At 64.1% G+C, this 23,921-nt stretch carries 26 protein-coding genes and 1 pseudogene; 5 read left to right on the forward strand and 22 right to left on the reverse strand.

Annotated elements, in window-relative coordinates:
• Nucleotides 1-27 precede the first annotated feature (27 nt).
• The 10 genes from B7G53_RS16640 to B7G53_RS16685 all read right to left on the reverse strand — a co-directional run bounded on the left by B7G53_RS16640 (nucleotide 28) and on the right by B7G53_RS16685 (nucleotide 5,738).
• Nucleotides 28-699, reverse strand: a complete 672-nt coding sequence (locus B7G53_RS16640; protein ID WP_255250049.1) for a class I SAM-dependent methyltransferase — start codon at nucleotides 697-699, stop codon at nucleotides 28-30.
• Nucleotides 686-1,261: a pseudouridine synthase gene (locus tag B7G53_RS16645; RefSeq protein WP_255250050.1), complete on the reverse strand. Its 576-nt coding sequence runs from the start codon at nucleotides 1,259-1,261 to the stop codon at nucleotides 686-688. Before B7G53_RS16645 ends, B7G53_RS16640 begins: the two co-directional genes overlap by 14 nt.
• Nucleotides 1,258-1,665, reverse strand: a complete 408-nt coding sequence (locus B7G53_RS16650) for a DUF6691 family protein (RefSeq protein ID WP_096669717.1) — start codon at nucleotides 1,663-1,665, stop codon at nucleotides 1,258-1,260. Before B7G53_RS16650 ends, B7G53_RS16645 begins: the two co-directional genes overlap by 4 nt.
• Nucleotides 1,662-2,135 (reverse strand): YeeE/YedE family protein, encoded by a 474-nt coding sequence (locus B7G53_RS16655; protein ID WP_096669719.1) that lies wholly within the window; start codon nucleotides 2,133-2,135, stop codon nucleotides 1,662-1,664. The genes B7G53_RS16650 and B7G53_RS16655 overlap by 4 nt, the downstream gene beginning before the upstream one ends.
• 34 nt (nucleotides 2,136-2,169) lie before the next feature.
• A complete protein-coding gene (locus B7G53_RS16660; protein ID WP_096669721.1) occupies nucleotides 2,170-2,469 on the reverse strand; it encodes a type II toxin-antitoxin system RelE/ParE family toxin in 300 nt (99 codons plus the stop codon).
• Nucleotides 2,466-2,696, reverse strand: coding sequence for an addiction module protein (locus B7G53_RS16665; RefSeq protein ID WP_096669723.1), 231 nt, complete (start codon nucleotides 2,694-2,696; stop codon nucleotides 2,466-2,468). The genes B7G53_RS16660 and B7G53_RS16665 overlap by 4 nt, the downstream gene beginning before the upstream one ends.
• A 222-nt stretch (nucleotides 2,697-2,918) precedes the next feature.
• Entirely contained in the window at nucleotides 2,919-3,626 is a 708-nt protein-coding gene (locus B7G53_RS16670) for a haloacid dehalogenase type II (RefSeq protein WP_096669725.1), read from the reverse strand.
• 185 nt (nucleotides 3,627-3,811) lie between these two features.
• A complete protein-coding gene (locus B7G53_RS16675) occupies nucleotides 3,812-4,339 on the reverse strand; it encodes a hypothetical protein (protein ID WP_096669727.1) in 528 nt (175 codons plus the stop codon).
• A gap of 237 nt (nucleotides 4,340-4,576) precedes the next feature.
• Complete coding sequence (locus tag B7G53_RS16680) at nucleotides 4,577-5,416, reverse strand: M23 family metallopeptidase (RefSeq protein WP_096669809.1); 840 nt, start codon at nucleotides 5,414-5,416, stop codon at nucleotides 4,577-4,579.
• 103 nt (nucleotides 5,417-5,519) lie between these two features.
• On the reverse strand, nucleotides 5,520-5,738 hold the full coding sequence (locus B7G53_RS16685) for a hypothetical protein (protein ID WP_096669729.1): 219 nt from the start codon (nucleotides 5,736-5,738) through the stop codon (nucleotides 5,520-5,522).
• Between the two features lie 182 nt (nucleotides 5,739-5,920).
• Here B7G53_RS16685 and B7G53_RS16690 point away from each other — a divergent pair, with 182 nt between their 5' ends.
• Nucleotides 5,921-6,670 (forward strand): SOS response-associated peptidase, encoded by a 750-nt coding sequence (locus B7G53_RS16690; protein WP_096669731.1) that lies wholly within the window; start codon nucleotides 5,921-5,923, stop codon nucleotides 6,668-6,670.
• A 72-nt stretch (nucleotides 6,671-6,742) separates the two neighbouring features.
• Here B7G53_RS16690 and B7G53_RS23335 read toward each other — a convergent pair whose 3' ends face one another.
• A complete protein-coding gene (locus B7G53_RS23335; protein WP_096669733.1) occupies nucleotides 6,743-8,443 on the reverse strand; it encodes a methyl-accepting chemotaxis protein in 1,701 nt (566 codons plus the stop codon).
• Nucleotides 8,444-8,743: 300 nt separating this feature from the next.
• Here B7G53_RS23335 and B7G53_RS16700 point away from each other — a divergent pair.
• Nucleotides 8,744-8,947, forward strand: a pseudogene (locus tag B7G53_RS16700) (SOS response-associated peptidase); the annotation flags it as partial.
• 170 nt (nucleotides 8,948-9,117) lie between these two features.
• Here the strand turns inward: B7G53_RS16700 and B7G53_RS16705 are convergent.
• From B7G53_RS16705 to B7G53_RS16720, 4 genes are all read right to left on the reverse strand, one after another.
• Nucleotides 9,118-10,134, reverse strand: a complete 1,017-nt coding sequence (locus tag B7G53_RS16705; protein WP_096669735.1) for a DUF1353 domain-containing protein — start codon at nucleotides 10,132-10,134, stop codon at nucleotides 9,118-9,120.
• Nucleotides 10,135-10,389: 255 nt separating this feature from the next.
• Nucleotides 10,390-10,581 (reverse strand): DUF2283 domain-containing protein, encoded by a 192-nt coding sequence (locus tag B7G53_RS16710; protein ID WP_096669737.1) that lies wholly within the window; start codon nucleotides 10,579-10,581, stop codon nucleotides 10,390-10,392.
• Entirely contained in the window at nucleotides 10,578-10,823 is a 246-nt protein-coding gene (locus B7G53_RS16715; protein ID WP_255250051.1) for a DUF4258 domain-containing protein, read from the reverse strand. The genes B7G53_RS16710 and B7G53_RS16715 overlap by 4 nt, the downstream gene beginning before the upstream one ends.
• Before the next feature lie 8 nt (nucleotides 10,824-10,831).
• A complete protein-coding gene (locus tag B7G53_RS16720) occupies nucleotides 10,832-12,928 on the reverse strand; it encodes a glutamine--tRNA ligase (protein WP_096669741.1) in 2,097 nt (698 codons plus the stop codon).
• A gap of 149 nt (nucleotides 12,929-13,077) precedes the next feature.
• On the opposite strand from B7G53_RS16720, the gene B7G53_RS16725 reads away from it, so the two are divergent.
• A complete protein-coding gene (locus tag B7G53_RS16725) occupies nucleotides 13,078-13,536 on the forward strand; it encodes a hypothetical protein (protein WP_096669743.1) in 459 nt (152 codons plus the stop codon).
• 90 nt (nucleotides 13,537-13,626) lie between these two features.
• Here the strand turns inward: B7G53_RS16725 and B7G53_RS16730 are convergent, their stop codons facing one another.
• From B7G53_RS16730 to B7G53_RS16745, 4 genes are all read right to left on the reverse strand, one after another.
• Nucleotides 13,627-14,214, reverse strand: coding sequence for a DUF3455 domain-containing protein (locus tag B7G53_RS16730; RefSeq protein WP_176491386.1), 588 nt, complete (start codon nucleotides 14,212-14,214; stop codon nucleotides 13,627-13,629).
• A gap of 118 nt (nucleotides 14,215-14,332) precedes the next feature.
• Nucleotides 14,333-14,818: a hypothetical protein gene (locus B7G53_RS16735; protein WP_141396365.1), complete on the reverse strand. Its 486-nt coding sequence runs from the start codon at nucleotides 14,816-14,818 to the stop codon at nucleotides 14,333-14,335.
• Between the two features lie 392 nt (nucleotides 14,819-15,210).
• Nucleotides 15,211-15,756, reverse strand: coding sequence for a DUF3455 domain-containing protein (locus tag B7G53_RS16740; protein ID WP_096669749.1), 546 nt, complete (start codon nucleotides 15,754-15,756; stop codon nucleotides 15,211-15,213).
• A 270-nt stretch (nucleotides 15,757-16,026) separates the two neighbouring features.
• Entirely contained in the window at nucleotides 16,027-16,668 is a 642-nt protein-coding gene (locus B7G53_RS16745) for a DUF924 family protein (RefSeq protein ID WP_096669751.1), read from the reverse strand.
• A gap of 338 nt (nucleotides 16,669-17,006) precedes the next feature.
• Between B7G53_RS16745 and B7G53_RS16750 the strand changes: the two genes are divergently transcribed.
• Nucleotides 17,007-17,840 carry an undecaprenyl-diphosphate phosphatase gene (locus B7G53_RS16750; protein ID WP_096669753.1) on the forward strand — a complete coding sequence of 278 codons (834 nt, stop codon included), beginning with the start codon at nucleotides 17,007-17,009 and terminating at the stop codon, nucleotides 17,838-17,840.
• A gap of 36 nt (nucleotides 17,841-17,876) precedes the next feature.
• On the opposite strand, the gene B7G53_RS16755 is transcribed toward B7G53_RS16750, so the two are convergent.
• Genes B7G53_RS16755 through mutS form a run of 3 tightly spaced genes read right to left on the reverse strand, consistent with a single transcriptional unit; the run spans nucleotide 17,877 to nucleotide 22,154 of the window.
• On the reverse strand, nucleotides 17,877-18,719 hold the full coding sequence (locus B7G53_RS16755) for an alpha/beta fold hydrolase (RefSeq protein ID WP_096669755.1): 843 nt from the start codon (nucleotides 18,717-18,719) through the stop codon (nucleotides 17,877-17,879).
• Nucleotides 18,720-18,747: 28 nt separating this feature from the next.
• Nucleotides 18,748-19,575: a proteasome-type protease gene (locus B7G53_RS16760; RefSeq protein WP_096669757.1), complete on the reverse strand. Its 828-nt coding sequence runs from the start codon at nucleotides 19,573-19,575 to the stop codon at nucleotides 18,748-18,750.
• A gap of 29 nt (nucleotides 19,576-19,604) precedes the next feature.
• The gene (gene mutS / locus B7G53_RS16765) at nucleotides 19,605-22,154 is read right to left on the reverse strand and encodes a DNA mismatch repair protein MutS (protein WP_096669759.1); all 2,550 of its coding nucleotides are present in this window, start codon (nucleotides 22,152-22,154) and stop codon (nucleotides 19,605-19,607) included.
• Nucleotides 22,155-22,554: 400 nt separating this feature from the next.
• Here mutS and B7G53_RS16770 point away from each other — a divergent pair, with 400 nt between their 5' ends.
• Entirely contained in the window at nucleotides 22,555-23,907 is a 1,353-nt protein-coding gene (locus B7G53_RS16770; RefSeq protein ID WP_096669761.1) for an NAD(P)/FAD-dependent oxidoreductase, read from the forward strand.
• The last annotated feature ends 14 nt before the right edge of the window (nucleotides 23,908-23,921 follow it).

The raw sequence follows: 23,921 nt of genomic DNA on the forward strand, positions 1-23,921 counted from the left end.
GCGCGCAGGCCGTGCTCGGGGGAGTGCTCAGGCGGGCAGGGCTTCGCCCCAGTAGTGGAAAGTGAAGGGCCGCGGCCCCGGCAAATAACGTGTGTGCAGGTCAGGCAGCACAAAGCCGGCTTCCTGCAGCAGCGCCGGAATGTCGCGCCCCAGGTGGCAGCCACCCGCCACCTTGCCCCATAGCGGCTGCAGCCGCTCCTGCCAGCGCCGCACCGAGGCATCGGGCGCGCGGCCATGTTCGCAATACAGCAGCCGGCCGCCGGGCGCCAGCACGCGGCGCATTTCCTTCAGCGCGGCCAGCGGGTCGGGAATCGTGCACAGGGTGTAGGTCATCAGCACCGTGTCCACACTTGCGTCGGGCAAGGGAATCTTTTCGGCCGACAGCGCCAGCAGCTCCACATCCAGCCCGGCCTGCGCGATGCGCTCGCGCGCCAGCGGGTGCAGCGCCAGCGCCGGGTCCAGCGCGATGATGCGGCTGACGCGGGTCTTGTCGTAGTAAGGCATGTTCAGTCCCGTGCCCACCCCCACCTCCAGCACGCGGCCGCGCGCCAGCGGCACCACCAGCTGGCGCTGGCGGCCCAGCATCGGCAGGCCGCAGGCAAAGTCCAGCGCGCGCGGCAGGATGTGGCGGTCGTACCAGGACGTGCCGGCATCACGCTGCACCGGCTCCTTTGCGGGCTCAGTTTCAGGCATCGTCATGGTCAGTCTCCTGCGTCAGTTCCCGCCAGCTTCCCGGCGCCAGGCCGTCCAGGCGGTAGGGGCCGATCGCGGCGCGGATCAGGCGCAGCGTCGGAAAACCCGTGGCCGCCGTCATGCGCCGCACCTGGCGGTTGCGGCCTTCGCGAATCACCAGCTCGATCCAGGCGGTGGGAATGGCTTGCCGTGTGCGTATCGGCGGTTCGCGTTCCCCCACCTCGGGCGGCGGCACCAGCAGGCGGGCCCTGGCCGGCAGTGTGAGGCCGTCCTTGAGTTGCACGCCCGCACGCAGCGCCTGCAGCGCGGCCTCGTCGGGCACCCCTTCGACCTGCACCCAGTAGGTTTTTTCCATCTTGAAGCGCGGGTCGCTGATGCGGGCCTGCAGCCGGCCGTTGTCGGTCAGCAGCAGCAAGCCCTCGCTGTCGGCGTCGAGCCGGCCGGCCACGTACACGTCCGGAATCGCGATGAAGTCCTTGAGCCCGCGCCAGCGTCCTTCCGGCGTGAACTGGCTCAGCACGCCATAAGGCTTGTTGAAAAGGATCAGGCGGGCCGGGCTGTTGTTCACTTCGCCCGCAGCCCCTGCACCAGCGCGCCCAGCGAGATGCCGGCCAGCGCCCACAGCAGGTCCCAGTTGCCCGCGCCCAGGCCCGCAATGGCCGGGCCGGGGCACACGCCGCACAGGCCCCAGCCCACGCCGAACAGCGCAGCACCCACCGCGGTGTCGCGGTTCCAGGCGCTGGGGTGGGTATGGAAATGGTCACCGAGCAGCGGCCGGGCCAGCAGCCGGGGTGCCAGCTTGTAAACCAGCGTCACCACCACGACGGCGCCGCCCATCACCAGCATGAGCCCGAAGTCTTCAAAGCGCAGAAAGCTCAGCACCACCTCGGGCCGGATCATGGTCGAGTAGGACAGGCCGAAGCCAAACAGCACGCCCGCCGCCAGCGTAGCCAAGCCGCGTGCGGCGCTCATGCCAGCCACCTTGCAGCCAGGTTGGCCGTCAGGAAGGCGGTCGCCATGAAGGTCAACACCGCCATCAGGGAGGGCACCTGCAGCGAGCCCAGTCCGCAGATGCCGTGGCCGGAGGTGCAGCCATTGCCCAGCCGTGCGCCGTAACCCACGAAGAAGCCGCCCACCAGCAACTGCCACACCGGCACCGCCGTGGCTTCCGGCTTGCCGCCGGCAAAGCCCAGCCACCAGACCAGCGCGCCGAGGATCAGCCCGGCCGCATACACCAGCCGCCAGCCGCGCGACTCGACAAAACGCGCCTGCTGGAAAAACGGCCGGCGCACCACGAAGGACCAGGTGCTGGAGAACACCGTGCTCATGCCGCCGATGCGGCCCGTCAGCACGAACAGCAGCGACGTGCCCAGGCCAATGATGAGGCCGCCGAGCAGGTAGTGCTGCCAGCCCAGGGGGAAGAGGGAAAGGGAAAGGTTCATGTCGGTAGCGTGGTTTGCAGGAAAGGGGAGCGTATCAAGTATTTTTGGGCCTGTCGCGCCAATAGCCTGGTTTGCGATGCTGATGCGCGATTGCTATCACCAGCAGGTCATCACCGTCCAGGCTGTAAATGATGCTGTAGGGAAATCGATTGAGGCGGCAACGGCGAATCTGCGGACTCAAGGGATGCCAGGCGTGCGGAAACTGATTGGCAAGTTTCAGTGCTTTAAGCGTCTCGATCAGAAAGGCATCGCCCAAACCTGGCGCCTGGTCTGAATACCAGGCCATCGCATCGTCAAGCTCCTGTTGCGCTGGCTCCAGCAGCCGGATATTCATGCAGGTTTCGATACCTGGTATTTGGCCAATACGTCGGACAACGCGACGGCACGGATCTCGCCCCGCCGGTACGCAGCCAGGCGCTCATCCGCTTCATGGAGCCACAGCGCATCCAGAGAGGCGTCGGGTACGTCGAGACTGTCCAGAATGCGCTCCACCAGCGCCATGCGTTCAACGGGCGGCAACTGTACAGCTTGTTCACTGAGTGCCTTGGCGGTTTGTGACATGACGGGCTCCTGGTATCTGTGGGGTACGGATGAATATACCGCCATCGGGGGACATTGGCCCAGTGCGGTCGGTTCGGTGCGTGTCTGGACGGACCCAGTGATTTCACACCACAGCCGGCACAGTCAGTTTTCATGCGAAAAATGGCTCTGGCGCTTATGAGGCAAGCGAAGACAGCTATTGAAAACGTAGCAAGCAACCAATATGCCGCGGATCCAGGGACCTCAGCAGCCCAGCTGCTCCGCCAGCGCCAGCAGGTCTTTCGCGTGCCGGGTGTTGGCGGGGTCGGGCGACACGTCCTTGGGCTGCGCTGCGCCAAACTCGGCCGGCCGCTCGATGTAGGTGGTCTGCAGGCCGCAGGCGCGGGCGGCGGCCAGGTCGTCCTGGTGGGCGGCCACCAGCATCACGTCTGCGGGCGCCAGGTCAAACACTTTGGCCACGCCCAGGTAGGTGGCCGGGTCGGGCTTGTAGGCGCGAAAGACTTCGGCCGACAGGATGCAGTCCCACGGCAGGCCCGCGCGTTTGGCCATGTTGGTGAGCAGGCCGATGTTGCCGTTGGACAGCGTGCAGATCGTGAAGCGCGACTTCAGCCGCGTCAGGCCCGCCACCACATCGGGCCACGGGTCCAGCCGGTGCCAGGCCTTGTTCAGGTGCTGCTTTTGCGCCTCGCTCAAATCGGCCAGGCCGAACTGGCCGAGGATGCCGTCGAGGATCAGCCGATGCAGGTCATCAATCAGCGTCCAGCCCAGCTCGCCGGCCATCACGCGGCGCATGGCCGGCTGGTAACCGGCGCGCCAAGCCAGCGCAAACGCGGCGCCGTCCACATCGGGACGCAGGGACTGCACTTCGCGCGTTATGCCGCTGTGCCAGTCCACCACGGTGCCAAAAACATCAAAAGCCAGAACCTGGGGAAGCGCGGGTGGTGTGGTCATTTGTGCATTATCCGCACGCCGGGCGCAGGCGAGGCGCGCCACGCGCCGGACCGCTTCAAGCGGCCGATGAAAAAGACCAACGCCCGGAAAGGTGGCCACCTTTCCGGGCGAAGAGCGCTACATATTTGATAGCTGGTGGCGCACGCTCCTCAAGGGGAGAGGCCACTTTTCTTCAAAAAACCGGATCAGGCGGCTTTGGCAGCGCGCCGCTGGCTGAAGGCCGAGCTGCGTTTGGTCTTGACGGTGGTGGCGTCGTCACCGGCAATCTTGCCGGCCAGGCCGGCGGTTTTCTGCTCGATCTGCGCGGCCAGCTTGCTCAGCGCCAGGGCGCCGGGTGCCGTGGCCTGGGCCAGCGTGGCGAGGGTGCTGACGCCGGTTTTTTCTTCAAATAACGCGGCGTTGGCGGCGGCGCGCTCGACGCCGGTTTCGGCCAGCTTCACCAACTGGCTCATCACCTGCTGCGCGCCGTCCGAGCTTAGGGTCAGACCCTTGCTGTAGAGCGCGCTGAAGGCCAGCTGCGCGGCCGTGGCGTTTTTGGCGACTTCAGCGCTCAGTTCCGAGCGCGACTGTTTCAGCGCGCGGTTCCAGCGCTGCTCCAGCTCGCTGACCACACGCTCGCCGCCGGCACGGTAGGCCTCGATCACGTGGTTGGCGGTGTTGCCGTAAGACTCGATCAGGTCGGCTGCAACGGTAGACAGATTTTTGGCGCTCATGGGGGTTTCCTTGGGGAAGTGGTTCAACAATGCCCCGATCATGCGGGTTTTCCCTAGTGTTTGCGACCTAATGGGCTAGGGGCGGGCATCCAGAACCGGGCCGCGACCGGGGCAGAGAGGGGAATCTGCTACGCTTTTGGGAGCTACCGGCGCTGGAAGCTATTGGGCTGGAGGCACATTTGGCATGCAAATGTCGAAGTTTGAAAAGCAAGCCGGCGCTGCCGGCGGTACCGCGCCTCAGGCGGCCAGAAACAGCGCCGGGTCCACCATGGTGCGGTTCAGCATCACGCCCCAGTGCAGGTGCGGCCCCGTGACGCGGCCGGTGGCGCCCACGGCGCCCACGCGGTCGCCGGTTTTCAGCACATCGCCCAGCTGCACGTCGGTGGCGCTCAGGTGGCAAACCATGCTCAGCAGCCCGCCGCCGTGGTCCAGCCAGACCGTCTGGCCGTTGAAAAAGTAGTCGCCGGTGTCGATCACCCGGCCCGGCAGCGGCGCCAACACCGGCGTGCCCGTGCCGGCCGCGATGTCCATGCCGCTGTGCGGGCTGCGCGCCTGCCCGTTGAACACGCGCCGCAAGCCGAACGAGCTGGAGCGCCGCCCCGGCGTGGGCACCTGCATGCGCAGGGCCTGCGGCGAGGGCTGGCTGAAGGTGGCCATCACCACCGCCTGGTGCGCGCGCTCACGCTCGTAACGCGCCAGGTCTTCCGGCGACAGGTCCACCGTGCGCGGCGAGACCTTGAGCTGCTGCTCGCTGTAGCGTTTGGGCGCCACCGTGTAACCCAGCGGCCGCTGGCTGCCTTCGGGCGCCTGCACGGCAATGCTCGCCTCGCCAGGCGTGGCCGACAGCGCAATACCCACCAGCGCCGTCCACTCGATCACGTCGCCCACCACCAGCAAGGGCACCTTGCCATCGGCCTGCAGCAGATGCGCCACCGGCCGCACTGCCGCCGGGCCCAGCGACAGCCGGGCAATGCCGCCAGGCACGGCCAGCGCGCGCGGCCAGACCCCGGAGGAAGACGACGACGGCGCGGCTGGCGCGGCGCCAATGCGCGCGGCCGGCCAGGCCAGCAGGCCCATGCCGGCGAGCAGGGCACAGCGGCGGGTAAACAGCGCGGCAGCGGGGTGAAGAGGGCGGTTGGGCACGGTGCGGGCGGGCAGGTTGGCTTGTTTGTTTGCTGGTTTATTCGGGTATCCAGGTGATCTTGCCGTCTTTCACATAGTCGTCAAACTGGGTGATGGGAATGGCCGTCAGGCCGACGATGCCCGGGGCATCTTCCCAGCTCAGGGTGGCACTGTCGAACGACAGCGCAACTTCCACGCGCACCTGCGGAATCGTGATTGGCGCACCGTCACCCGGTGTGTACGTCACGTCACCGGTAATCATGGCGAACTGGGGCATGGCAATCTCCTGGAGGGATGGATGAATGAGTTGAACGGCGGCGGGTGCCACATGGCACCAACAGGCCGCAGAAGCATATTACGCGTGGACGCGGGCCTTGTGTGTCGGCGAAGGACGCGACTTGCGGGGCGGGCGCAGCCGTTCTGCAGCGTCCGCTGGCTGCACTGCGATAGCATCACCGCATGAGTACCTATTACGAGAGCCTTCACCCCGCCACGCTTTACCCCGAGGCCTTTCATGTGGCCGCCCCCGCTGTTCCCGTGGGGCGTGCGGTGTGGCCGCGCCAACCGGGTGTCTTCATCCGGGCGGCCCAGGCCACAGGGGTGCAGGAAACCGCAGCGATCGAAGCGGCCGCGGAGGTTGTAGAAGTCACAGAAATCACAGCCGCCGCAGACGCTGACCAGCCCGCGCGAGAGGCGCTGGTGCGTGAGCTGGTGGCCGGGCAGTTCGGCCTGGTGCCGCGCTGGGTCAAGTCGGCTTCTGACGCCAAGCTGCGTTCGACCAAGCTGGTTAACGCCCGCTCGGAAACCGTGACCACCTCCAACAACTTCCGCGACGCCTGGCTCGCCGGGCAGCGCTGCATCGTGCCCATGATGGCCTTCATGGAAGACGACTGGCGCAGCGGCAAGGCCGTGCCCACCCGCATCGCCCGCGTGGACGGCAAACCCATGGGCGTGGCGGGCCTGTGGGAAAGCTGGACGGGCGCCGACGGCGAAGTCATCGTCAGCTACACCCTGCTCACGGTCAACGCCAACAGCCACGCCCTGATGAGCCGCTACCAGCAGCCCGGCAACGAAAAACGCATGCTGGCGATCTTGAACGAGGGCGCGGCGGATGCCTGGCTCAGCGCCCGGCCCGAGAAGGCCCGGGAGTTCATGCGGGCTTATCCGGCCAACTGGCTGACGGCCAACCCGGTCGAGAAAAAAAGCTGATCTTCCGGCGCAGGGCATGCCGGCCCTGTCGGGCTGGGGCGCTGCCGGTTACCCAACAGCCCTGCAACGCTCCTAAAACGTTTCCCAACTCCCTTGGGCGGTCGCCAGGGCACCTGCATGGCTCAACTGCCGCTGCGCGGGGGCAGCCACGGCCGGTTTGGGCCGGGGCGGCTGCGTGGGCGTCACGCGCTGATGGCTGTGGGCGGTGTGCCGCGCTGAATCGCCCTGTCCGGGGTGTTGTTGCTGATTCAGCCTGAACACACTGACCACCTGGCTGAGCCCGCTGGCCTGCTCCTGCAGCGAGGACGCTGCCGCGGCGGCTTCTTCCACCAGCGCGGCGTTTTGCTGCGTCACCTGGTCCATCTGCGTGATCGCCTGGTTGATCTGCTCAATCCCGGCGGTCTGCTCCTGGCTGGCCGCCGTGATCTCGGCCATGATGTCGGTCACGCGTTTGACGCTGTCGACGATCTCGTCCATGGTCTTGCCGGCCTCGGCCACCTGTTTGCTGCCTTCTTCGACTTTGTCGACGGAGTCGCCGATCAGGGTCTTGATCTCTTTGGCCGCTGCCGCACTGCGCTGGGCCAGGTTTCTGACTTCGGCGGCCACCACGGCAAAGCCTCGGCCCTGTTCTCCGGCCCGGGCCGCTTCGACCGCAGCGTTCAAGGCCAGGATGTTGGTCTGGAAGGCAATGCCGTCGATCACGCCGATGATGTCGACGATCTTTCTGGAAGAAGCATTGATGGCGCCCATGGTGCCGACCACTTCGGCGACCACGCTGCCGCCCTTGACGGCCACGCTGGAGGCGGTGACCGCCAGCTGGTTGGCCTGGCGGGCGTTGTCGGCATTTTGTTTGACGGTGCTGGTCAGCTCTTCCATCGAGGCGGCGGTCTCTTCCAGGGAGCTGGCCTGCTCTTCGGTCCGGGACGACAGGTCGTGGTTGCCGGCGGCGATCTGGCTGGATGCGGTGGCTATCGTGTCGGTGCCGCTGCGGACTTCGCCGACCACCTTGGCCAGGCTGCTGCACATTTCTTTCATCGCAAACAGCAGGCTCGACTGATCACCCGCGCGGGTCTGCACATCCATCGTCAGGTCGCCGGCAGCGATGCTGCTCGCGATAGCCATCGCGTAGTCGGGCTCTCCACCGAGCTGCTTCATCACATCGCGCGTCAGCCAGACGGTGATCCCGACACCCAGCAGGACGGCAATACACGCCATGACCACGCTGATCAGCAGCATCCGTTGCGTGAATTGATGCAGTTCTGCTTCGGTGCTTTTGGCCGCCTCGTTTTTTGCCTTGATGAACTCCTGCAGACGCCCGCGCATGTCGCGCCAGGTGGGCGTTTCGGCGGTGTTCAGCAGGCTTTTGGCGGCATTCGAATCGCTCTGGGCGAGCGCTGCAATTTCCTTCTGCAGCAGCGCCTGCTTGTCACGCAAATCGCCGATCTTCTGCAGGATTTTCAAGGTGTCCTCATCCCCTTTTGAAAGGGATAACGCCGCTTGGTAGGAAGTTTTGAATTCATCGCTGGCAGCGTCCAGATTTTCCTGGGCTTTCTTGTTCGTGGGGTCGAGCACGATGTTGCGCAAGGCCTGCCCCATCTGCAAACCCTGGGCGTACAAATTGCTCCCTGCCTGAAGCAAGGCCTGGTCCTGCTTGAGAAAGTTCTCGAACTGGCCTCTCGCGTTCTGCATGCCCACCAGCGCCACACCAATGGCCAGGGTGAAACAGGCGCAGACCAGCGCCATCACAGAGATCATCTTGGTTCGGAGTTTCATGGTGCATTTCCCTTTTTTGTTTAAATTTCACAGACAAACTGTGGCGACCCAGTTGCAGCCGATGCCATGTGAATGGGCTCCATCCATCGACGCGGGATACGCCGGACTTCAAGTCCTCCCTGGTCCCTGGCCTCTGCGACCGGGCGCAGAATCCCGCCGGCGCGCCGACAGCTCGAGCTGCAGCCTCGCCGGTACCTCTATCTATGAATATCGGCAAGTTGTGCCAGAACTTGAGGGCCGGCGTATGGGGGCGTGTTTGTGGGAAAGATGAAGAGGGGTGGAGGGCGGGCGCCTCTCGGCTACACCCGGCTCACGGTGAACGCCAACAGCCACGCGCTGATGAGCGGCTATCAGCAGCCCGGCAACGAAAAACGCATGGTGGCGATCCTGAACGAAGGCGCCGCCGACGCGTGGCTCAGCGCCCGGCCCGAGAAAGCCCGGGAGTTCATGCGGGCGTATCCGGCAAACTGGCTGACGGCCAACCCGGTTGAGAAAAAGGGCTGATCAGGTTTTGGATTCAGGTCCGGCATTCTCAAGAATGCAAGGCAACTGATAGAGATCCACCCCCCCGCTTATCTTCATCGGGACTTATCGCGAACCGGGGCATGAGAATCTCTGGAGGTGTTTTAGGCGGTCGACTGACAGACCTTAAAACCATGCTTAGGTTTTCCGAGTTACTCAGGAATTTTTTCGATCGGTGTTTTCTGCAATTCAGCTAGTGACGGCTTTGCCCGCTCTATCCAGTTTGTTAACCGCTCTACCTCTGCTTTGCTTGGAAGACGAGATGGTCCATAGTTGAGTAGTCTGAACTTCTCATCGGAGTTGGACGATTCAATGTCTTCCACACGCGTCTTAATTGTTTTGAAGTAGGCCGTCCTGTCGAGTAGGATCGTGCTCGGAGTGGGCACTTCTACCCCTTCCTTGAAGAGCCAGTTTTTGACTCCCGAACCAGTGGACGTGTTCAATCGATCTTTGAATGATCCGGTTGCTAGGGCTCCTGTCATCAGGGGGGCTGGTTGGCCTGCGGTGTTCGCCATGGCCTTTACCAGTTCCCGACTGGGCTTTAGATCTGGTACTGCAATTACTCTGATGTCTGAATCTGTTCCGGTGGCGTAGAAGTTTTTGGCTGATGGCGCCTTTTGGAATAGCTGCCATTTCGGGCCAAACCAACTGACTGCATAAAACATCAGTCCGGCTTTATTTGAATCAACGCCGTTCGCCAGCATTGCGTGGTAAAACATTTTGTGCACTTCATCGGAAGGTTCTGTTTTGACCTTGCAGTAGTAATCATGTACTACCGACGCATCACGATATCTGCCTTCAAAAGGGCCGCCGATTACGGTCCAGAACGCTTGAGGAATTGACGCACCGTCGACAATCGCATCTTTGGGTACGGGCCACACTTTGCAGTCCGGGCCTTTAAATGCAAAAGGCTCCAGCAGTCGCATTTCTCGTGTCTTGGTAAGCCACTCCGCTTTCACTGTGCCGGAGTACTCGCCGACTCTTATGGGACATTCGTTCGCGCGGGCAGTCAGAGAGAAAGCAAAGAGAGCCGCAGACAATGCAATTTGCGACAGGCCATTAGTGCTCTTCATAAAATGCTCCTGAATATGGGATGAGATATTTCCCAAAATCGCATTCTGGCGATTCCCGCGATATAGCGCATCCCCCAATTGATGGATGAATCGCATGACCGCTATCCGCCATTTCGCGATCAGAACAGCCGTGGAATTTGCCTAAGCTACCTTCCATCGCCGTCGCACGATTGAACACGGTTCTATTGACGCTGTAATCTACCAAGTCAGTGACATAGTACCCGTGCTGCGGCGCAATAAAAAAGCAAAAAGCGGCCTATCAGGGCCGCTTTGGTGAGTTTAGTTTGACGCAGTAGCCGAGGCCGGCCGCCACATTGACCTATGCATCGAGTGTGATCTGAAGCGGTGCCGTCACGCTGCCTTTCTGAACTCCAGAGGTAGCAGGCCTTCCTTCTTGGCGTCCAGCAGCACGATCTCGACGATGGAGCCGTCTTCCGCATAGCTGATGTTGGTGTTCCAGCCTTGGGAGACTTCGCGCACGATGGGCTTGTCCGACACGCGGATTTGCAGGATATCGTCGTTTTCAAAGTAGATGCTTTTCATAGCCGGTACTCCCAGTGGTGCATAACGGTTTTGACCACAAGTGCATTGTCAATGACAGCCGCCACACAAAGCAAGTTGTCTGTGCGCTCAGGCAGCTCCTTGTAAAGCCAGAAGTGAGCGCCGCCTGCGTCTTGCTGTGTGCCCGTGTCGATGATTTCCAAAACCAGAGCTTCAGTCATATGGCGCTCTGCCATGCGCAGGCGGGCATGTTCTGTCAAAACCACCGGCAGGCCAAAACGCACGCTATGCACTATTTGGCCCAGCTGTCTTTCATCCCCGTCACCCGGTTGAACACGGTCTTTCCGGGCGCGTGATCCAGCAGGTCCGTCACAAAGTACCCATGCCGCTCAAACTGAAAACGCTGTCCGGCTTCAACACTCGCCAGTGAAGGCTCCACATAAGCCGTGACCACGCTCAGGCTGTCCGGGTTCAGGTTCTCCAGAAAGTCCTTGCCGTCGGCCTCGGGGTGGGCCTGGGTAAACAGCCGGTCGTACAGGCGCACTTCGGCCTGCACGGCGTCGTTCACGCCGACCCAGGTGATCACGCCCTTGACCTTGACGCTGTCGGAGCCGGGGGTGCCGCTTTTGGTGTCGGGGATCAGTTTGGCCTGCACTTCGGTGATGTTGCCGGCGGCGTCTTTGGTCGCGCCCACACATTCGATGACGTGGCCGTATTTCAGGCGCACCTTGCTGGCCGCAATCGCCTGGCCGCTGGCATTGGTGTGGGCCGGGAAAAGGCGGAAGAAACCCTTGGGTGGTGTTTCTTCGTAGTCGGTGCGTTCAATCCACACTTCCTTGCCGATTTTCAAGTGGCGCGTGCCCATGTCGGGGTGGTGCGGGTGCACGGGGGCGCTGCACTCGTCGAGCTTGCCTGCGCCCATGACTTCGTCCCAGTTGGTCAGCACCAGCTTCACCGGGTCGAGCACGGCCATGGCGCGCGGGGCGGTCGGGTCCAGCGTGTCGCGCAGGCAGCCTTCGAGCGTGCTGTAGTCAATCCAGCTGTCGCTTTTGGTCACGCCTATGCGTTCGGCAAACAATTGAATCGCCTCGGGGGTGTAGCCGCGCCGGCGCAGGCCGACGATGGTGGGCATGCGCGGGTCGTCCCAGCCGCTCACGCGTTTGTCGTTGACGAGTTGCGCGAGTTTGCGTTTGCTGGTCAACACATAGGTCAGGTTGAGCCGGGCAAACTCATACTGGTGCGGCAGCAGGAAGAGGTTGGGGCGCTCGCCGTCGAGCGCGTGTTCGAGCAGCGGCGTGAACTGCGCGAGTTCCGTCTTGAGCAGCGCAAAAAACGCGGGCAGGTCGTGCAGCACGGCGTCGGGGTTGTGCGCCCAGCGCACAAACATGGCGCGCATCTGTGCCTCGGCCGCGCTGGCAAACAGCTTGTCGGCGTGGTTGTGGCAGTGCAGGGCAAATTCCTTGCCGGCTTCCAGGCCCTGGCCTTCGATTTTTTCGATCAGCTCGCGCGCCTGCGCAAACTGCGGCGCGCGCAGGATGGGCACGATGCGCTCCAGCGTCCAGTCGTAAAACGGGCGCTGGTCTTCAAACTCCAGCGTGCAGATGCTGTGGGTGATGTTCTCGAGCGCGTCCTCGATCGGGTGCGCAAACGCGTACATCGGGTAAATGCACCACTGGTCGCCGGTGGCGTGGTGCGTGGCGCGGCGAATGCGGTAAATCGCCGGGTCGCGCATGTTGATGTTGGGGCTGGCCATGTCGATCTTGGCGCGCAGCACGGCGGCGCCGTCGGCGAGCTTGCCGCCCTTCATGTCGCGAAAACGCGCCAGGTTGTCGGCCGGCGTGCGTTGGCGGAAAGGGCTGTCCACACCGGGCTTGACGAAGTCGCCGCGGTTGGCGCGCATTTCGTCGGCGCTTTGTTCGTCCACATAGGCGTGGCCGGTCTCGATCAGGTATTCCGCGGCGCGGTACATGAAGTCGAAGTAGTCGCTGGCCTGGAACAGGTGGGCGGTAGCGACGCCGTTGACCGGCGCGTTCCAGTCAAAACCCAGCCATTTCACGGCATCAATGATGCTGTTGACGTATTCGGTGTCTTCTTTTTCGGGGTTGGTGTCGTCAAAACGCAGGTGGCACACGCCGCCATAGTCCCGTGCCAGGCCGAAGTTCAGGCAGATGCTTTTGGCATGACCCACGTGCAGGTAGCCGTTGGGCTCGGGCGGGAAACGGGTGCGGATGCGCGCGGTGTCGGGCTGGCCGGCGGCGTGGTGGGTGGCGTCGCCAGGGCTGCCGCTCCATTTGCGGCCGGAATAGGTGCCGGCAGCCAGGTCATGCTCGATGATCTGGCGCAGGAAATTGCTGGGTTTGTGGGGTTCTTTGTCTGCAGGGGCGTTCATGAGGCTGATTCTAGGGCGTTGCCACTGGCCAGCGTGGCATGAACGTTACTTTTGGCTACGCTCTTCACTGTGCGTGCGGTAGCCGGTTACCCAGTTGGCGCGTTTAATACCTACATGGGCACTTTCTGCCCAGTAGCAAGGAGAAAGCAATGCTTAAGACAACCGTTCAAGCCGCACCGTCCCGCACGCCGATGCTGATGGCCGGAGCTGCTGCCGCCCTGGCCATCGCGGCAATGGGGTTTGCGGGCGGTGCCCATGCCCGCAGCGATGTGCAGTTTTCCGTCGGTGTGGTGCTTCCGGGCGCGCAGATCGGTGTGACCAATGCCTACCCGGTGTATGCGCAACCGGTTTACGTGCAGCCCCAGCCGGTCTATGTGCAACCCCGCCCTGTGTATGTGCAGCCTGCACCGGTGTATTACCAGCCGGCGCCGGTGTACTACCAGCCGCGTCCAGTCTACGTGCAGCCCGCCCCGGTGTATTACGGTCGCCCCCATGGCTGGCACAAGCGGCATGGCCATCACGACCGCGACGACGATGACCGCCGCGGTGGTTATCGCCAGGGCGGTTACTACGTGCAAAACCAGGGCTCAGGTTATTACGGCCGCTGAACCCGCCGCTTGCCATCATCAAAAAAGCCCGCAGGCTCAGGTCTGCGGGCTTTTTTGTGGGCGCCGTGGCCCCGTGCGGGAGACGGCGGTTCAGGAGCCTTTGGCGCGCCAGAAAATGTAGTCGGCCTCGTAAGGCACGGTTTTGCGCATGCCCAACTGCGCCGAGGTGCAAGGCAGGCTCGATATCCCGCCGCCCACGGTGCGCAGGCGCTGCACATAAGCGATGTTGTGCAAGGCCCCGGGCACGCCCGAAGACTGGGCGATGTAACGCTGCAGCGACAGGTTGCTGCTGCCGTTGGGAACCTCGGAAAATTCGCGGGCCATGACACTGGAGCCATCGCGATGGACCCAACTCGCGCGAGCCCCGGGCTTGTGCATGATGGTGCCGCCATAGGTGTCGATCAGGTCCACGCTGGCGTTTCTCATCAGCCACTCGTATTCATACGGCGCGCGTTTGACGGCCTGGCATTCGTACAGCAGCCTGCCGTTGCTGGTGGCCTCCAGCACGGGCTGGTAACCGTCGGGCACACGAATGGCCGCGGGCAGGTCTTTCTGGTTGTTGTAGGGTTGGAGCGGGTGGTAGCTGCAGGCGCCCAGCAAGGCGGCGCTGCCGATGATCACAAGCAGGCCGCGCGACAGGCGACCAAAGGGGACATTGCTGCGGGAGGGTGTTTTCACGAAGATTCCGGAGGGTGAGCTTCCTCTAGTACACCCCATGATCATGGGGTGTACTGTGCGGGAAAACCCCCGCTCGCCGGCGCGGTTGGTCCCGTTCGCGACCGGCTCCAGGTGCTTTTTAGCCGAGGGTGGTGCAGGAAATGTCATACGCGGCCAGTGTTTTGGGCTTGGCGCCTTGGCTGGTCAAGGCGCTGTTGTTGCAGTTTTTCAGGGTCTTGCTGAAGCCGCCTGGTCTTGCCTGCAGGCTGTAGCTGTCACGGCTGAAGCCCGGCGCATCGAGCGTGGGGCGCATGGCCAGGACAGCGCTACTGCTGTTTTCCTGAGCCAGGGTGGTTGGCGGAGCCGGCGTCAACTCCCATTCCTGGGTTCCGTCGGCGCGGGCCACGCGTTGGTACAGCAGGTGGTCGTCGCCCGCCAGTGAAAGGGCTTGCGCAGCGGCTGGCAGGGGCGCGAGCACCACCGGCTGGTCATAGGCGCCATACGCGCGGGGGGTGGAGGCGGGGCCTGAAAAGGCAGCGATCATGGCCGCCGTGCCGGTGACCACCAGCAAGGCCAGGCCGATGGCCAGGCGGATCGCGCGAAACATATGGTGCGTGTTTCTCATCTCAGGTTACTCCTTGCACTCATCAGACCGCAGCTCCGGGCCGGGCCCTGTAGGCGGTTGCCTCTTGCGTGAGACAGCGCACAGCGCGGCGTGGAACAACGGTTTCCCATGGGTTGAGGCTTTCCAGGCTGGCTGGTGCGGCGGCATCTCATGGAAGGTCTGGTTCATTATTGGGGCGGGTTGTTGACCAGTTTCACTTGCAACAGGTGTAAGCGTATGTAGGACGCCGCGCCCGGGATTTGCGGGTAAAAAACGCGATCGGCGCATGCACCAAAAAAAGAACCTGCGGGCCACCGCTCGCGCGATGGCCCGCAGGCTGTCAAGGCCGGCCCCGCCAGACGCGGAAGCCGGCCGCTCACCATTGAGGCGGCCGAAGAATTGCAGCGCGGGGCTTACATGGCCTTGTAGAAGATGTAGTCGGCCTGGTACTTGACGATCTGCTTGGCCCCCAGGTTGCCGGCGGCGCACGGTGTGGCCGGTGCAACGCCGCCCAGAGTGGCCACGCGCTGGATGTAGGTGACGCCCTGCATGGCGCCGCTGCCCATGGCGGGGTTGCCCTTGACGAGCTGCAGCGGGATGTTGCCGGCCATGTTGGGCGCGACGGCGAGTTGGGTGGCGGTCAGTTTGGAGCCGTCCATGGCTTCCCAGGTGGCGGGCGGGCCGTAGTACTTGCCGACCTGTTTGCCGCTGCGGTCCATCAGTTTGGCGTCGGGGCCGACAAACACCCACTCGAACTGGCCGGCCATGTCTTTTTTGGCGCTGCACTGGTAGGTGATGTCGCCCATGCCCACGGTTTCGAGGGCCACCCGGTTGCCGGCGGGCACCTGGACAGCGGCGGGCAGGCCGGCCTGCGAGTAGCTCGGCATCATCGGGGCCATGCTGCCGCAGGCGGCAACAAGGGAGACGGCGGCGGTGGCGATGGCGGTACGGATCATCATGAGGGGCACTCCTGGTAGTGAGCTGGCGGGCGCCAGTTGTTGGTGGTGGATGTCGCGGGTTCAACGCGTCGGATGGCCGCAAGGAAGCCGGCAGTTCGATGGCGTCTGCCGGGGGTACGTGGCCGGCGCGCCGGTGGATTCAGCGCGGGCAGGCCGGGCGTGAAAAAAACTCACGCCGTGCGGTGCAGGGAGGGGCGGGGACGGGGCTTGCTGGCGGGCGCGTTGCCCACGAATCCGCACCGGCCGGTCCGGCGGTGCGGTGTTCGGGGCTTATTGCCCGAAGCGCGGGCCGATTTTCAGGAACTCGAATTCCAGCGCGCTGCTGGTGCGACCCAGTGCGGCGTTGCGGTAGGGAAAACGGCCATAGCGGGCAACGATGTCGCGGTGTTTGACGGCAAAGTCCAGCGAGCCCTGGGCGCTGGCGCGGTGCGCCTCGGGCACGGCCGCGGCCAGCGCGCTGAAGCGGCGCACGCCTTCTTCCTGCAGGGCCAGGTTTTCGGCATGGGTGAGCGGCATGTACAAAAAGACACGGCCGACCCAGGGCAGGGCCTCGTCGATGCCCTGGGCGAGTGCATCGCTGACCAGCCGCTGGGCCTGCTCGTCGCCGGCAAAGGCCCGGCCCTTGCCGCGAAAGATATGGCGGGGAAACTGGTCGAGCAGGATCACCAGCGCCAGCCGGCTCAGCGGCTGCGCCTCCCAGTCGGCCAGTCGGCCGGCCAGCGCCTGTTCGACCAGCTCGCCGAAGGTCTGGCGGATTTCCTCGTCGAGTTCAGGCCCACCGTTGAACCAGCGTTTGCCCATGTCCTGGCTGGGCCAGCCCAGCGTGAGGCCATCGCCGAACCAGAAATCGAGGACGAGGTCGGGCGAGGCGGAGGTCGGGGAAGGCGTGGAAGACGTGAAGGAAGAGGGCATGGGCGGCAGGTACGGTCAGACAGAAACAGGGCCGTTTACATGGCCCTGAATTGCTGACTGTACATGCGACTGATCGCTAGTTTTTCTATCCTGCCGCGCAGGCTCAAGGGCGGTGGTGGGTGACATGTCCATGGTGTTCTCCGATCAACAAGGTCAAAACAAGGTGAAACGGACTTTGCCGGGACGGCCGCGCCGGCGCGAGGGCTTTGCGACGAAATGCAGCAGACGCGGTGCGAGTTGCAGCCAGCAAACGCGAAACGCGCCGGCCCGGCGCCTGCCGCGCCCCGGGCGGGCAGTGGGCCGGCAGCGATAATCAGCCCATATTTTCTGGAGCGCGCGTGGATATCACATTGCTGATCAAGGCTGCCGTCATGGGCATCGTCGAGGGTTTGACCGAGTTCCTGCCCATTTCTTCCACCGGTCACCTGATTCTTGCCGGTGCCTTGCTGGGTTTTGACGACGAGAAGGCCAAGGTGTTTGACATCGCGATCCAGACCGGCGCCATTTTTGCCGTCATCCTGGTTTACTGGCAAAAACTGCGCGACACCCTGGTGGCGCTGCCCACGGAAAAACAGGCACAGCAGTTTGCGCTCAATGTCCTGGTCGCGTTTGTGCCGGCGGTGCTGCTGGGCCTGCTGTTCGGCAAGGCCATCAAGGCCCACCTGTTCACGCCCGTGGTGGTGGCGAGCACCTTCATCATCGGCGGCTTCGTCATTTTGTGGGCCGAGCGGCGCCAGAAAACCAACCCGGCCACGGCACGCATCCATGCGGTCGAGGCCATGACCATGATGGATGCGCTCAAGGTCGGCCTGGTGCAATGCCTGGCCATGGTGCCCGGCACCAGCCGAAGTGGCGCCACCATCATTGGCGGCATGTTGCTGGGCCTGTCACGCAAGGCCGCGACGGATTTTTCGTTTTACCTGGCGATCCCGACGCTGATCGGCGCCGGTGCCTACAGCCTGTACAAGGACCGCGCGCTGCTGTCGGTCGCCGATCTGCCGCTGTTCGGTGTCGGGTTGCTGTTTGCCTTTGTCAGCGCCTGGCTGTGCATACGCTGGCTGCTGCGTTACATCGCCACCCACAGCTTTGTGCCCTTTGCCTGGTACCGCATCGTCTTCGGTGTGGTGGTGCTGGTGACGGCGCAGATGGGCTGGGTCACCTGGGCGGCCTGAATTTTCCGTTCGCCCTGAGTCTGTCGAAGGGCTGTATCAGTCCATCAGGTTGCGCAGGGCCGCTTCGATGGCCGCCGCCGTGGCCACGGGTTTTTCCATCGGGAACAGGTGGCTGCCGTCGAGCATCATGATGCGGCCACGCGTGACCTTCTCGGTCATGGCCATGCCCACCTGTTTCATCTCGACCGACTGGCGCCCGCCGATAAAGGCCACCGGGCATTTGAGCGGATGGCGCTTGAGCAGGCCCTCGAGGTTGTCGGGCAGGGTGTTGTAGATGGCGGTTTCCACGTCGCGGTCAAAACTCAGCAGGCGCTGGTTGTTGCCGTCGCCCTGGGCGTCGTGCGTGCCGTGTTCGATGTAGTCGCGCAGGACCTGTTCATCCCAGCGTGCAAAGGCTTTTTTGCTGCGGAAATGCGCCAGCACTTCGGCCTGGTCCAGCCACTGGTGCCGGCGCTTGCGGCTGATGGCGCCGGGCGAGATCGAGCCGACCAGCTGCGCACGTTTGGCCACACTCAGCGCGGCGGCACGCCAGCCGCCCAGGATGGGCGAGTCGATCAGCAGCACACCGCGCACCGGCAGGCCGCCGAGCACGGGGTTGCGTGCGGCGCACATCAGGCTCAGGAAGCCGCCCAGCGAGTGGCCCACCAGAAACGCCGCCTGGCCGGTTTTTTCGACCTGCTCGCTGGTGAAGTCGGCGAGCTGCTGCACCAGGTGCGGCCAGTTGCTGGTGACCGGGTAACGCGGGTCATGGCCGAATTTTTCAATTGCCTTGACCTGGAAGCCGCGCGCGCGCAGCCCCTGGAACAACACACCGTAGGTGCTTGCCGGAAAGCTGTTGCCGTGGGAAAAAATGATGAGGGGTTTGCTGGAGGTGGGCACGGGGTCGTTCAGTGGCGGCAGGACGCGTTCAGATCAGTTTTTCTTCGGGCGAAGAGATTTTTTTCAGGGGCTGGTTGCGCGTCAGCGGCGTCAGCAGCGGCACCTGCGTTTCGCCGCCGGTCCACATCGGGTCCTCGATGCTGTCAAAAACTTCGCGCAGCTTCTTGCCCCAGTTGTCGTGCAACATGCGGAAGTAGGGGTTCTCATGGTCGATGCAGACCACCTTGTCGCTTTGCAGCGAGTTGACTTCGTAGACCACCATGTCCAGCGGCAGGCCGACGGACAGGTTGGACTTGAGGGTGGAGTCCATCGAGACCAGCGCACATTTGGCGGCTTCGTCCAGCGGTGTTTCGGGGGTGATCACGCGGTCCAGCACCGGTTTGCCGTACTTGGATTCGCCAACCTGGAAGTAGGGCGTCTCCGGCGTGGCCTCGATGAAGTTGCCGGCCGAATAGACCTGGAACAGGCGCATGGCTTCACCGCGGATCTGGCCGCCGAAGATCAGCGAGACATTGAACTCCACGCCCGCGTGTTTGAGGTCATCGGCATCGCGCTCGTGCACCCGGCGGATCGCGGCGCCCAGCACTCGCGCTGCGTCGAACATGCTTTTGGCGTTCCAGATGGTGATGGGCGGGCCGCCTTCCGGGTCCTTGAGCTGCTCGACCTGCAGGATCTCGCGCACCGACTGCGAGATCGACAGGTTGCCGGCCGACAGCAGCACCATGAAACGGTCGCCCGGCTTTTCATAAATGATCATCTTGCGGAAGGTGCTGATCTGGTCCAGCCCCGCGTTGGTGCGGGAGTCGGAAAGAAACACCAGGCCGGCGTTGAGTTTGATGGCGACGCAGTAGGTCATGGGGGGGCAATCGTTGGGGGTGGGGCGGCTCAGGCGGCCGCTATTTTTTTGAGTTGGTAAAGCGCGTCGAGCGCCTCGCGCGGGCTCAGTGCATCGGGGTCGATGCCGTGCAGGGCTTTCTCCACCGCGCTGGGTTCGGCGGCAGGCTGCTCGGGCGGCGCGGCAAACAGGTCCACCTGCGCGCGGCTGGCGGTCTGCTGGGTTTCCAGCGCATCGAGCGCATGGCGCGCGTGGTTGACCACGGCCGCCGGCACACCGGCGAGTTTGGCCACCGCGATGCCGTAACTCTTGCTGGCCGGGCCGGGCTCGATGTGGTGCAGAAAAACGATGCTGGCACCGGATTCGACCGCACTGACATGCACGTTCACCGCCGCATGGTGGCGCGCCGGGAACTCGGTGAGTTCGAAATAATGCGTTGCAAACAGCGTGAAGGCCTGGGTCTTGTTGTGCAGGTGGGCGGCAATGCCGCCAGCCAGCGCCAGGCCGTCGAAGGTGGATGTGCCGCGGCCGATTTCGTCCATCAGCACCAGCGAATGCGGTGTGGCGGCGTGCAGGATCTGCGCGGCCTCGGTCATCTCCAGCATGAAGGTGGACTGCGCATTGGCCACGTCGTCGGCCGCACCGATGCGGGTGTGGATGGCGTCGATCGGGCCGAGGCGGCAGGCGCTGGCCGGCACCCAGGAGCCCACGCTGGCCAGCAGCACGATGAGGGCGACCTGGCGCATGTAGGTCGATTTGCCGCCCATGTTGGGGCCGGTGATGATCTGCATGCGGCTCTTGCCGCTCAGGCTGCAGTCGTTGGCGATGAAGGAGCCGCCGCTGGTTTCCGCCAGCCGCGCCTCGACCACCGGGTGCCGGCCCTGGGTGATGTCAATACAGGGCTCTTTCACAAAGACCGGGGCGGTCCAGTTCAGCGTGAGCGAACGCTCGGCCAGTGCGCACAGGGCGTCCAGGCTGGCCAGCGCGCGCGCCAGGCGGCTCAGCACCGGCACAAAAGCCTGCAATTCGTCGAGCAGCTGTTCGTACAGCCATTTTTCACGGGCCAGCGCGCGTTCCTGCGCTGACAGGGCCTTGTCCTCGAAGGTCTTGAGCTCGGGCGTGATGTAACGTTCGGCGTTTTTCAGCGTCTGGCGGCGCCGGTAGTCGCTTGGTACCTTGTCGAGCTGGCCCTGGGTGACCTCGATGTAAAAGCCGTGCACCTTGTTGAATTGCACACGCAGGTTGGCGATGCCGGTGCGGGCTTTCTCGCGGCCTTCGAGGTCGAGCAGGAAGTCGTCGCAGTTGGTCTGGATTGCGCGCAGCTCGTCGAGGTCGGCGTCGCAGCCATGGTTGATCACGCCGCCGTCGCGGATCAGCGCGGCGGGTTCGTCGAGCACGTAACGTTGCAGCAGGGCGGCGCAGGCGGGCGGCGCCTGCAGGTCGCCGAAAATAGTGGTCAAAAGTGCCGGCAGCCCTTGCTGATTGGGCGCCAGCAGCTCTGTTTTTTGTAGCGTATCGCGCAGCGCAATGAGTTCGCGCGGGCGCACCTGGCGCAGCGCAATGCGGGCGGTGATGCGTTCAACGTCGCTGCTGCCCTTGAGCCGGGCGCGCAGTGTCTGCTGCAGGCCGCCGCGCAAGGCGGTGATGGCTTCGAGCCGCGCTGCCGCCTGGCTGCGCTCGCGCCGCGGGCTCAGCAGCCAGCTTTTGAGCGCGCGGCTGCCCATGCCGGTGGTGCAGGTGTCGAGCAGCGAAAACAGCGTGGGCGTGTCCTCGCCGCGCAGGGTCTGGGTCAGCTCCAGGTTGCGCCGCGTGGTCTGCGGCAGTTCGATCAGCTCGCCCGAACGCACGACCTGCAGGCTGTGCACATGGGAGAGCGCGCGGCCCTGGGTGTGTTCGGCATAACCGAGCAGCGCGGAGGCTGCCGCATGGGCCTCGGGCAGGGCCTCGGCGTTCCACGAGGCCAGCGAGGCCACCTGCAACTGCGCCAGCAGCCGGCGTGCGCCCAGCGCGCTGTCGAACTGCCAGGCCGGACGGGCGCTGACGGCGCAGCGCTGGATTTTCAGGCGTTGCTCGAAGGCGGGCGTGACGTCGACGTTGTAAAGCAGTTCGCTGGGCGCGATGCGGGCGATCCAGGCCTCGAGTTCGTCGCTGGCGCAGTGCGCCAGGTGGATTTCGCCCTGGGTCACGCTGAGCCAGGCCAGGCCGCAGGTGTTGCGGCCGCCCTGGTGCACCGCCAGCAGGATGGATTCGGTCTTGTCGCTGAGCAGCTCGGTGTCGGTCAGGGTGCCGGGCGTGACCACCCGCACCACCTTGCGCTCGACCGGGCCCTTGGCCGTGGCCACGTCGCCGACCTGCTCGCAAATCGCCACCGATTCGCCCAGCTTGATCAGTTTGGCAAGGTAACCCTCCAGCGAGTGAAAGGGCACGCCGGCCATGACCACCGGTTCGCCGGCCGACTGGCCGCGCCGTGTCAGCGTGATGTCGAGCAGGCGCGCGGCTTTTTCGGCGTCGGCATAAAACAATTCGTAAAAGTCGCCCATGCGGTAGAGCAGCAGGGTGTCGGGGTAGTCCGCCTTCAGGCCCAGGTACTGGGTCATCATGGGCGTGTGTTTTCCGGCCCCGGCGGTGGCCGGATCAGGGATGTCGAGAGCGGGCGGGGGAAGGTTCACTGGGGTTTCAGGCAAGGGCGGTAAAAGGCTGAATACACGGGTGAACTCAGGGTGGCTGCGGAGGTGGCAACAGGGGCCGGGAAAATAATAGCACTTGCCGGCCTGCCCGCCGCCGCGGCCTGGCGGAAATCGCTGCCAGGTCGACCCTCCCGGCAGGGGCTGGAATGTGCGCCGGACCGGTAAATCCCGAAAGATCAGACATTTCACTACAAACATTCAGGGTACCCCGAAGTAGACTCAACCCTTGCACGCCTGACATGCGCGATGGTCCCGTCCGGGATCACCACGGCAGGTGTGCGGCAAGTTCGACACTACCGACCAAGGAAAACCCATGACCGAGCTGAATTCAGCAGCCGCCCCCGCTCCCGCCGTGACCGGCGAGTGCGATGTGCTGGTCATCGGTGGCGGCCCGGCGGGTTCCACGGCGGGGGCGCTGCTGGCCCAGCGGGGCTACAAGGTGGTGGTGCTGGAGAAAGAACACCATCCGCGCTTTCACATTGGCGAGTCGCTGCTGCCGGCCAACCTCCCGCTGTTTGAAAAACTCGGGGTGGCGGACGCCGTCCGGGCCATCGGCATGGAAAAATGGGGCGCCGAGTTCGTGTCGCCCTGGCATGACAACAAGAGCCAGACCTTCATGTTCGGCGACGCCTGGGACAAGTCCATGCCGTTTTCCTACCAGGTGCGGCGCTCCGAGCTGGACGAGATCCTGATACGCAATGCGGCCCGGCTGGGCGCCGAGGTGCTGGAGGGCTGCCGGGTGCGCGAGGTGGCTTTTGCGGCCGACCGCAGCGGCGCCACCGTGCACGCGCAGCATGAAGACGGCCGCCTGCAGGACTGGCGGGCCCGCTTTGTGGTGGACGCCTCGGGCCGCGACACCCTGCTGGGCAAGCAGTTCGACATCAAGCGCCGCAACCCCAAACACAACAGCTCGGCCCTGTATGCCCACTTCACCGGCGCCACGCGGCACCCGGGGCAGGACGAAGGCAACATCACGATTTTCTGGTTCGACCACGGCTGGTTCTGGTTCATTCCGCTGGCCGACGGCGCCACCAGCGTAGGCGCGGTCGTCTGGCCGCACTACCTCAAGAGCCGCAGCAAACCCGTGAAGGAATTTTTCCTGGACACGGTCGCCCTGTGCCCGGCGCTCGCCGAGCGCCTGGCCCACGCCACGCTGTCGTCCGATGTCGAGGCGACCGGCAACTTTTCCTACGCCTGCGAACGCACCCACGGCCCCAATTACGTGATGATTGGTGACGCCTTCACCTTCATCGACCCGGTGTTTTCGTCGGGTGTGATGCTGGCCATGCAGGGTGGTTTTGACGGTGCCGACACGGTCGATACCTGCCTGCGCGAACCGGCGAAGGCCGCTGCCGCGCTGGCGCATTTCGACCGCCAGGTGCGCAAGGGGCCGAAAGAGTTTTCGTGGTTCATTTACCGCGTGACGAACCCGACCATGCGCGACATGTTCATGGGACCGCGCAATGTGTGGCGCGTGAAGGAGGCCCTGCTGTCCATGCTGGCGGGCGACATTTTCGGCAAGACACCGATCTGGGGCTCGCTGGCGGTGCTCAAGGCGATTTTCTATATTTCATCGGCCCTGAACTACAAGCGCACCCTGCAGGCGATGCGCATGCGCAAGGCCAATATCCGTGTGGTTGAGGACGCGGCGCCTGCGGCGCGCTGACGGCCGCAAAGCGC

The organism is Polaromonas sp. AET17H-212, assembly GCF_002379085.1.
Taxonomy (GTDB): domain Bacteria; phylum Pseudomonadota; class Gammaproteobacteria; order Burkholderiales; family Burkholderiaceae_C; genus Polaromonas.

Excerpts from the sequence above, each read along its gene's own strand:
- B7G53_RS16640 (WP_255250049.1), bottom strand. The coding sequence starts at position 699 with ATGACGATGCCTGAAACTGAGCCCGCAAAGGAGCCGGTGCAGCGTGAT.
- B7G53_RS16650 (WP_096669717.1), bottom strand. The coding sequence starts at position 1,665 with ATGAGCGCCGCACGCGGCTTGGCTACGCTGGCGGCGGGCGTGCTGTTT.
- B7G53_RS16655 (WP_096669719.1), bottom strand. The coding sequence starts at position 2,135 with ATGAACCTTTCCCTTTCCCTCTTCCCCCTGGGCTGGCAGCACTACCTG.
- B7G53_RS16660 (WP_096669721.1), bottom strand. The coding sequence starts at position 2,469 with ATGAATATCCGGCTGCTGGAGCCAGCGCAACAGGAGCTTGACGATGCG.
- B7G53_RS16665 (WP_096669723.1), bottom strand. The coding sequence starts at position 2,696 with ATGTCACAAACCGCCAAGGCACTCAGTGAACAAGCTGTACAGTTGCCG.
- B7G53_RS16670 (WP_096669725.1), bottom strand. The coding sequence starts at position 3,626 with ATGACCACACCACCCGCGCTTCCCCAGGTTCTGGCTTTTGATGTTTTT.
- B7G53_RS16675 (WP_096669727.1), bottom strand. The coding sequence starts at position 4,339 with ATGAGCGCCAAAAATCTGTCTACCGTTGCAGCCGACCTGATCGAGTCT.
- B7G53_RS16680 (WP_096669809.1), bottom strand. The coding sequence starts at position 5,416 with ATGGGCCTGCTGGCCTGGCCGGCCGCGCGCATTGGCGCCGCGCCAGCC.
- B7G53_RS16685 (WP_096669729.1), bottom strand. The coding sequence starts at position 5,738 with ATGCCCCAGTTCGCCATGATTACCGGTGACGTGACGTACACACCGGGT.
- B7G53_RS16690 (WP_096669731.1), top strand. The coding sequence starts at position 5,921 with ATGAGTACCTATTACGAGAGCCTTCACCCCGCCACGCTTTACCCCGAG.
- B7G53_RS23335 (WP_096669733.1), bottom strand. The coding sequence starts at position 8,443 with ATGAAACTCCGAACCAAGATGATCTCTGTGATGGCGCTGGTCTGCGCC.
- B7G53_RS16705 (WP_096669735.1), bottom strand. The coding sequence starts at position 10,134 with ATGCGATTCATCCATCAATTGGGGGATGCGCTATATCGCGGGAATCGC.
- B7G53_RS16710 (WP_096669737.1), bottom strand. The coding sequence starts at position 10,581 with ATGAAAAGCATCTACTTTGAAAACGACGATATCCTGCAAATCCGCGTG.
- B7G53_RS16720 (WP_096669741.1), bottom strand. The coding sequence starts at position 12,928 with ATGAACGCCCCTGCAGACAAAGAACCCCACAAACCCAGCAATTTCCTG.
- B7G53_RS16725 (WP_096669743.1), top strand. The coding sequence starts at position 13,078 with ATGCTTAAGACAACCGTTCAAGCCGCACCGTCCCGCACGCCGATGCTG.
- B7G53_RS16735 (WP_141396365.1), bottom strand. The coding sequence starts at position 14,818 with ATGAGAAACACGCACCATATGTTTCGCGCGATCCGCCTGGCCATCGGC.
- B7G53_RS16740 (WP_096669749.1), bottom strand. The coding sequence starts at position 15,756 with ATGATGATCCGTACCGCCATCGCCACCGCCGCCGTCTCCCTTGTTGCC.
- B7G53_RS16745 (WP_096669751.1), bottom strand. The coding sequence starts at position 16,668 with ATGCCCTCTTCCTTCACGTCTTCCACGCCTTCCCCGACCTCCGCCTCG.
- B7G53_RS16760 (WP_096669757.1), bottom strand. The coding sequence starts at position 19,575 with ATGACCTACTGCGTCGCCATCAAACTCAACGCCGGCCTGGTGTTTCTT.
- mutS (WP_096669759.1), bottom strand. The coding sequence starts at position 22,154 with ATGATGACCCAGTACCTGGGCCTGAAGGCGGACTACCCCGACACCCTG.
- B7G53_RS16770 (WP_096669761.1), top strand. The coding sequence starts at position 22,555 with ATGACCGAGCTGAATTCAGCAGCCGCCCCCGCTCCCGCCGTGACCGGC.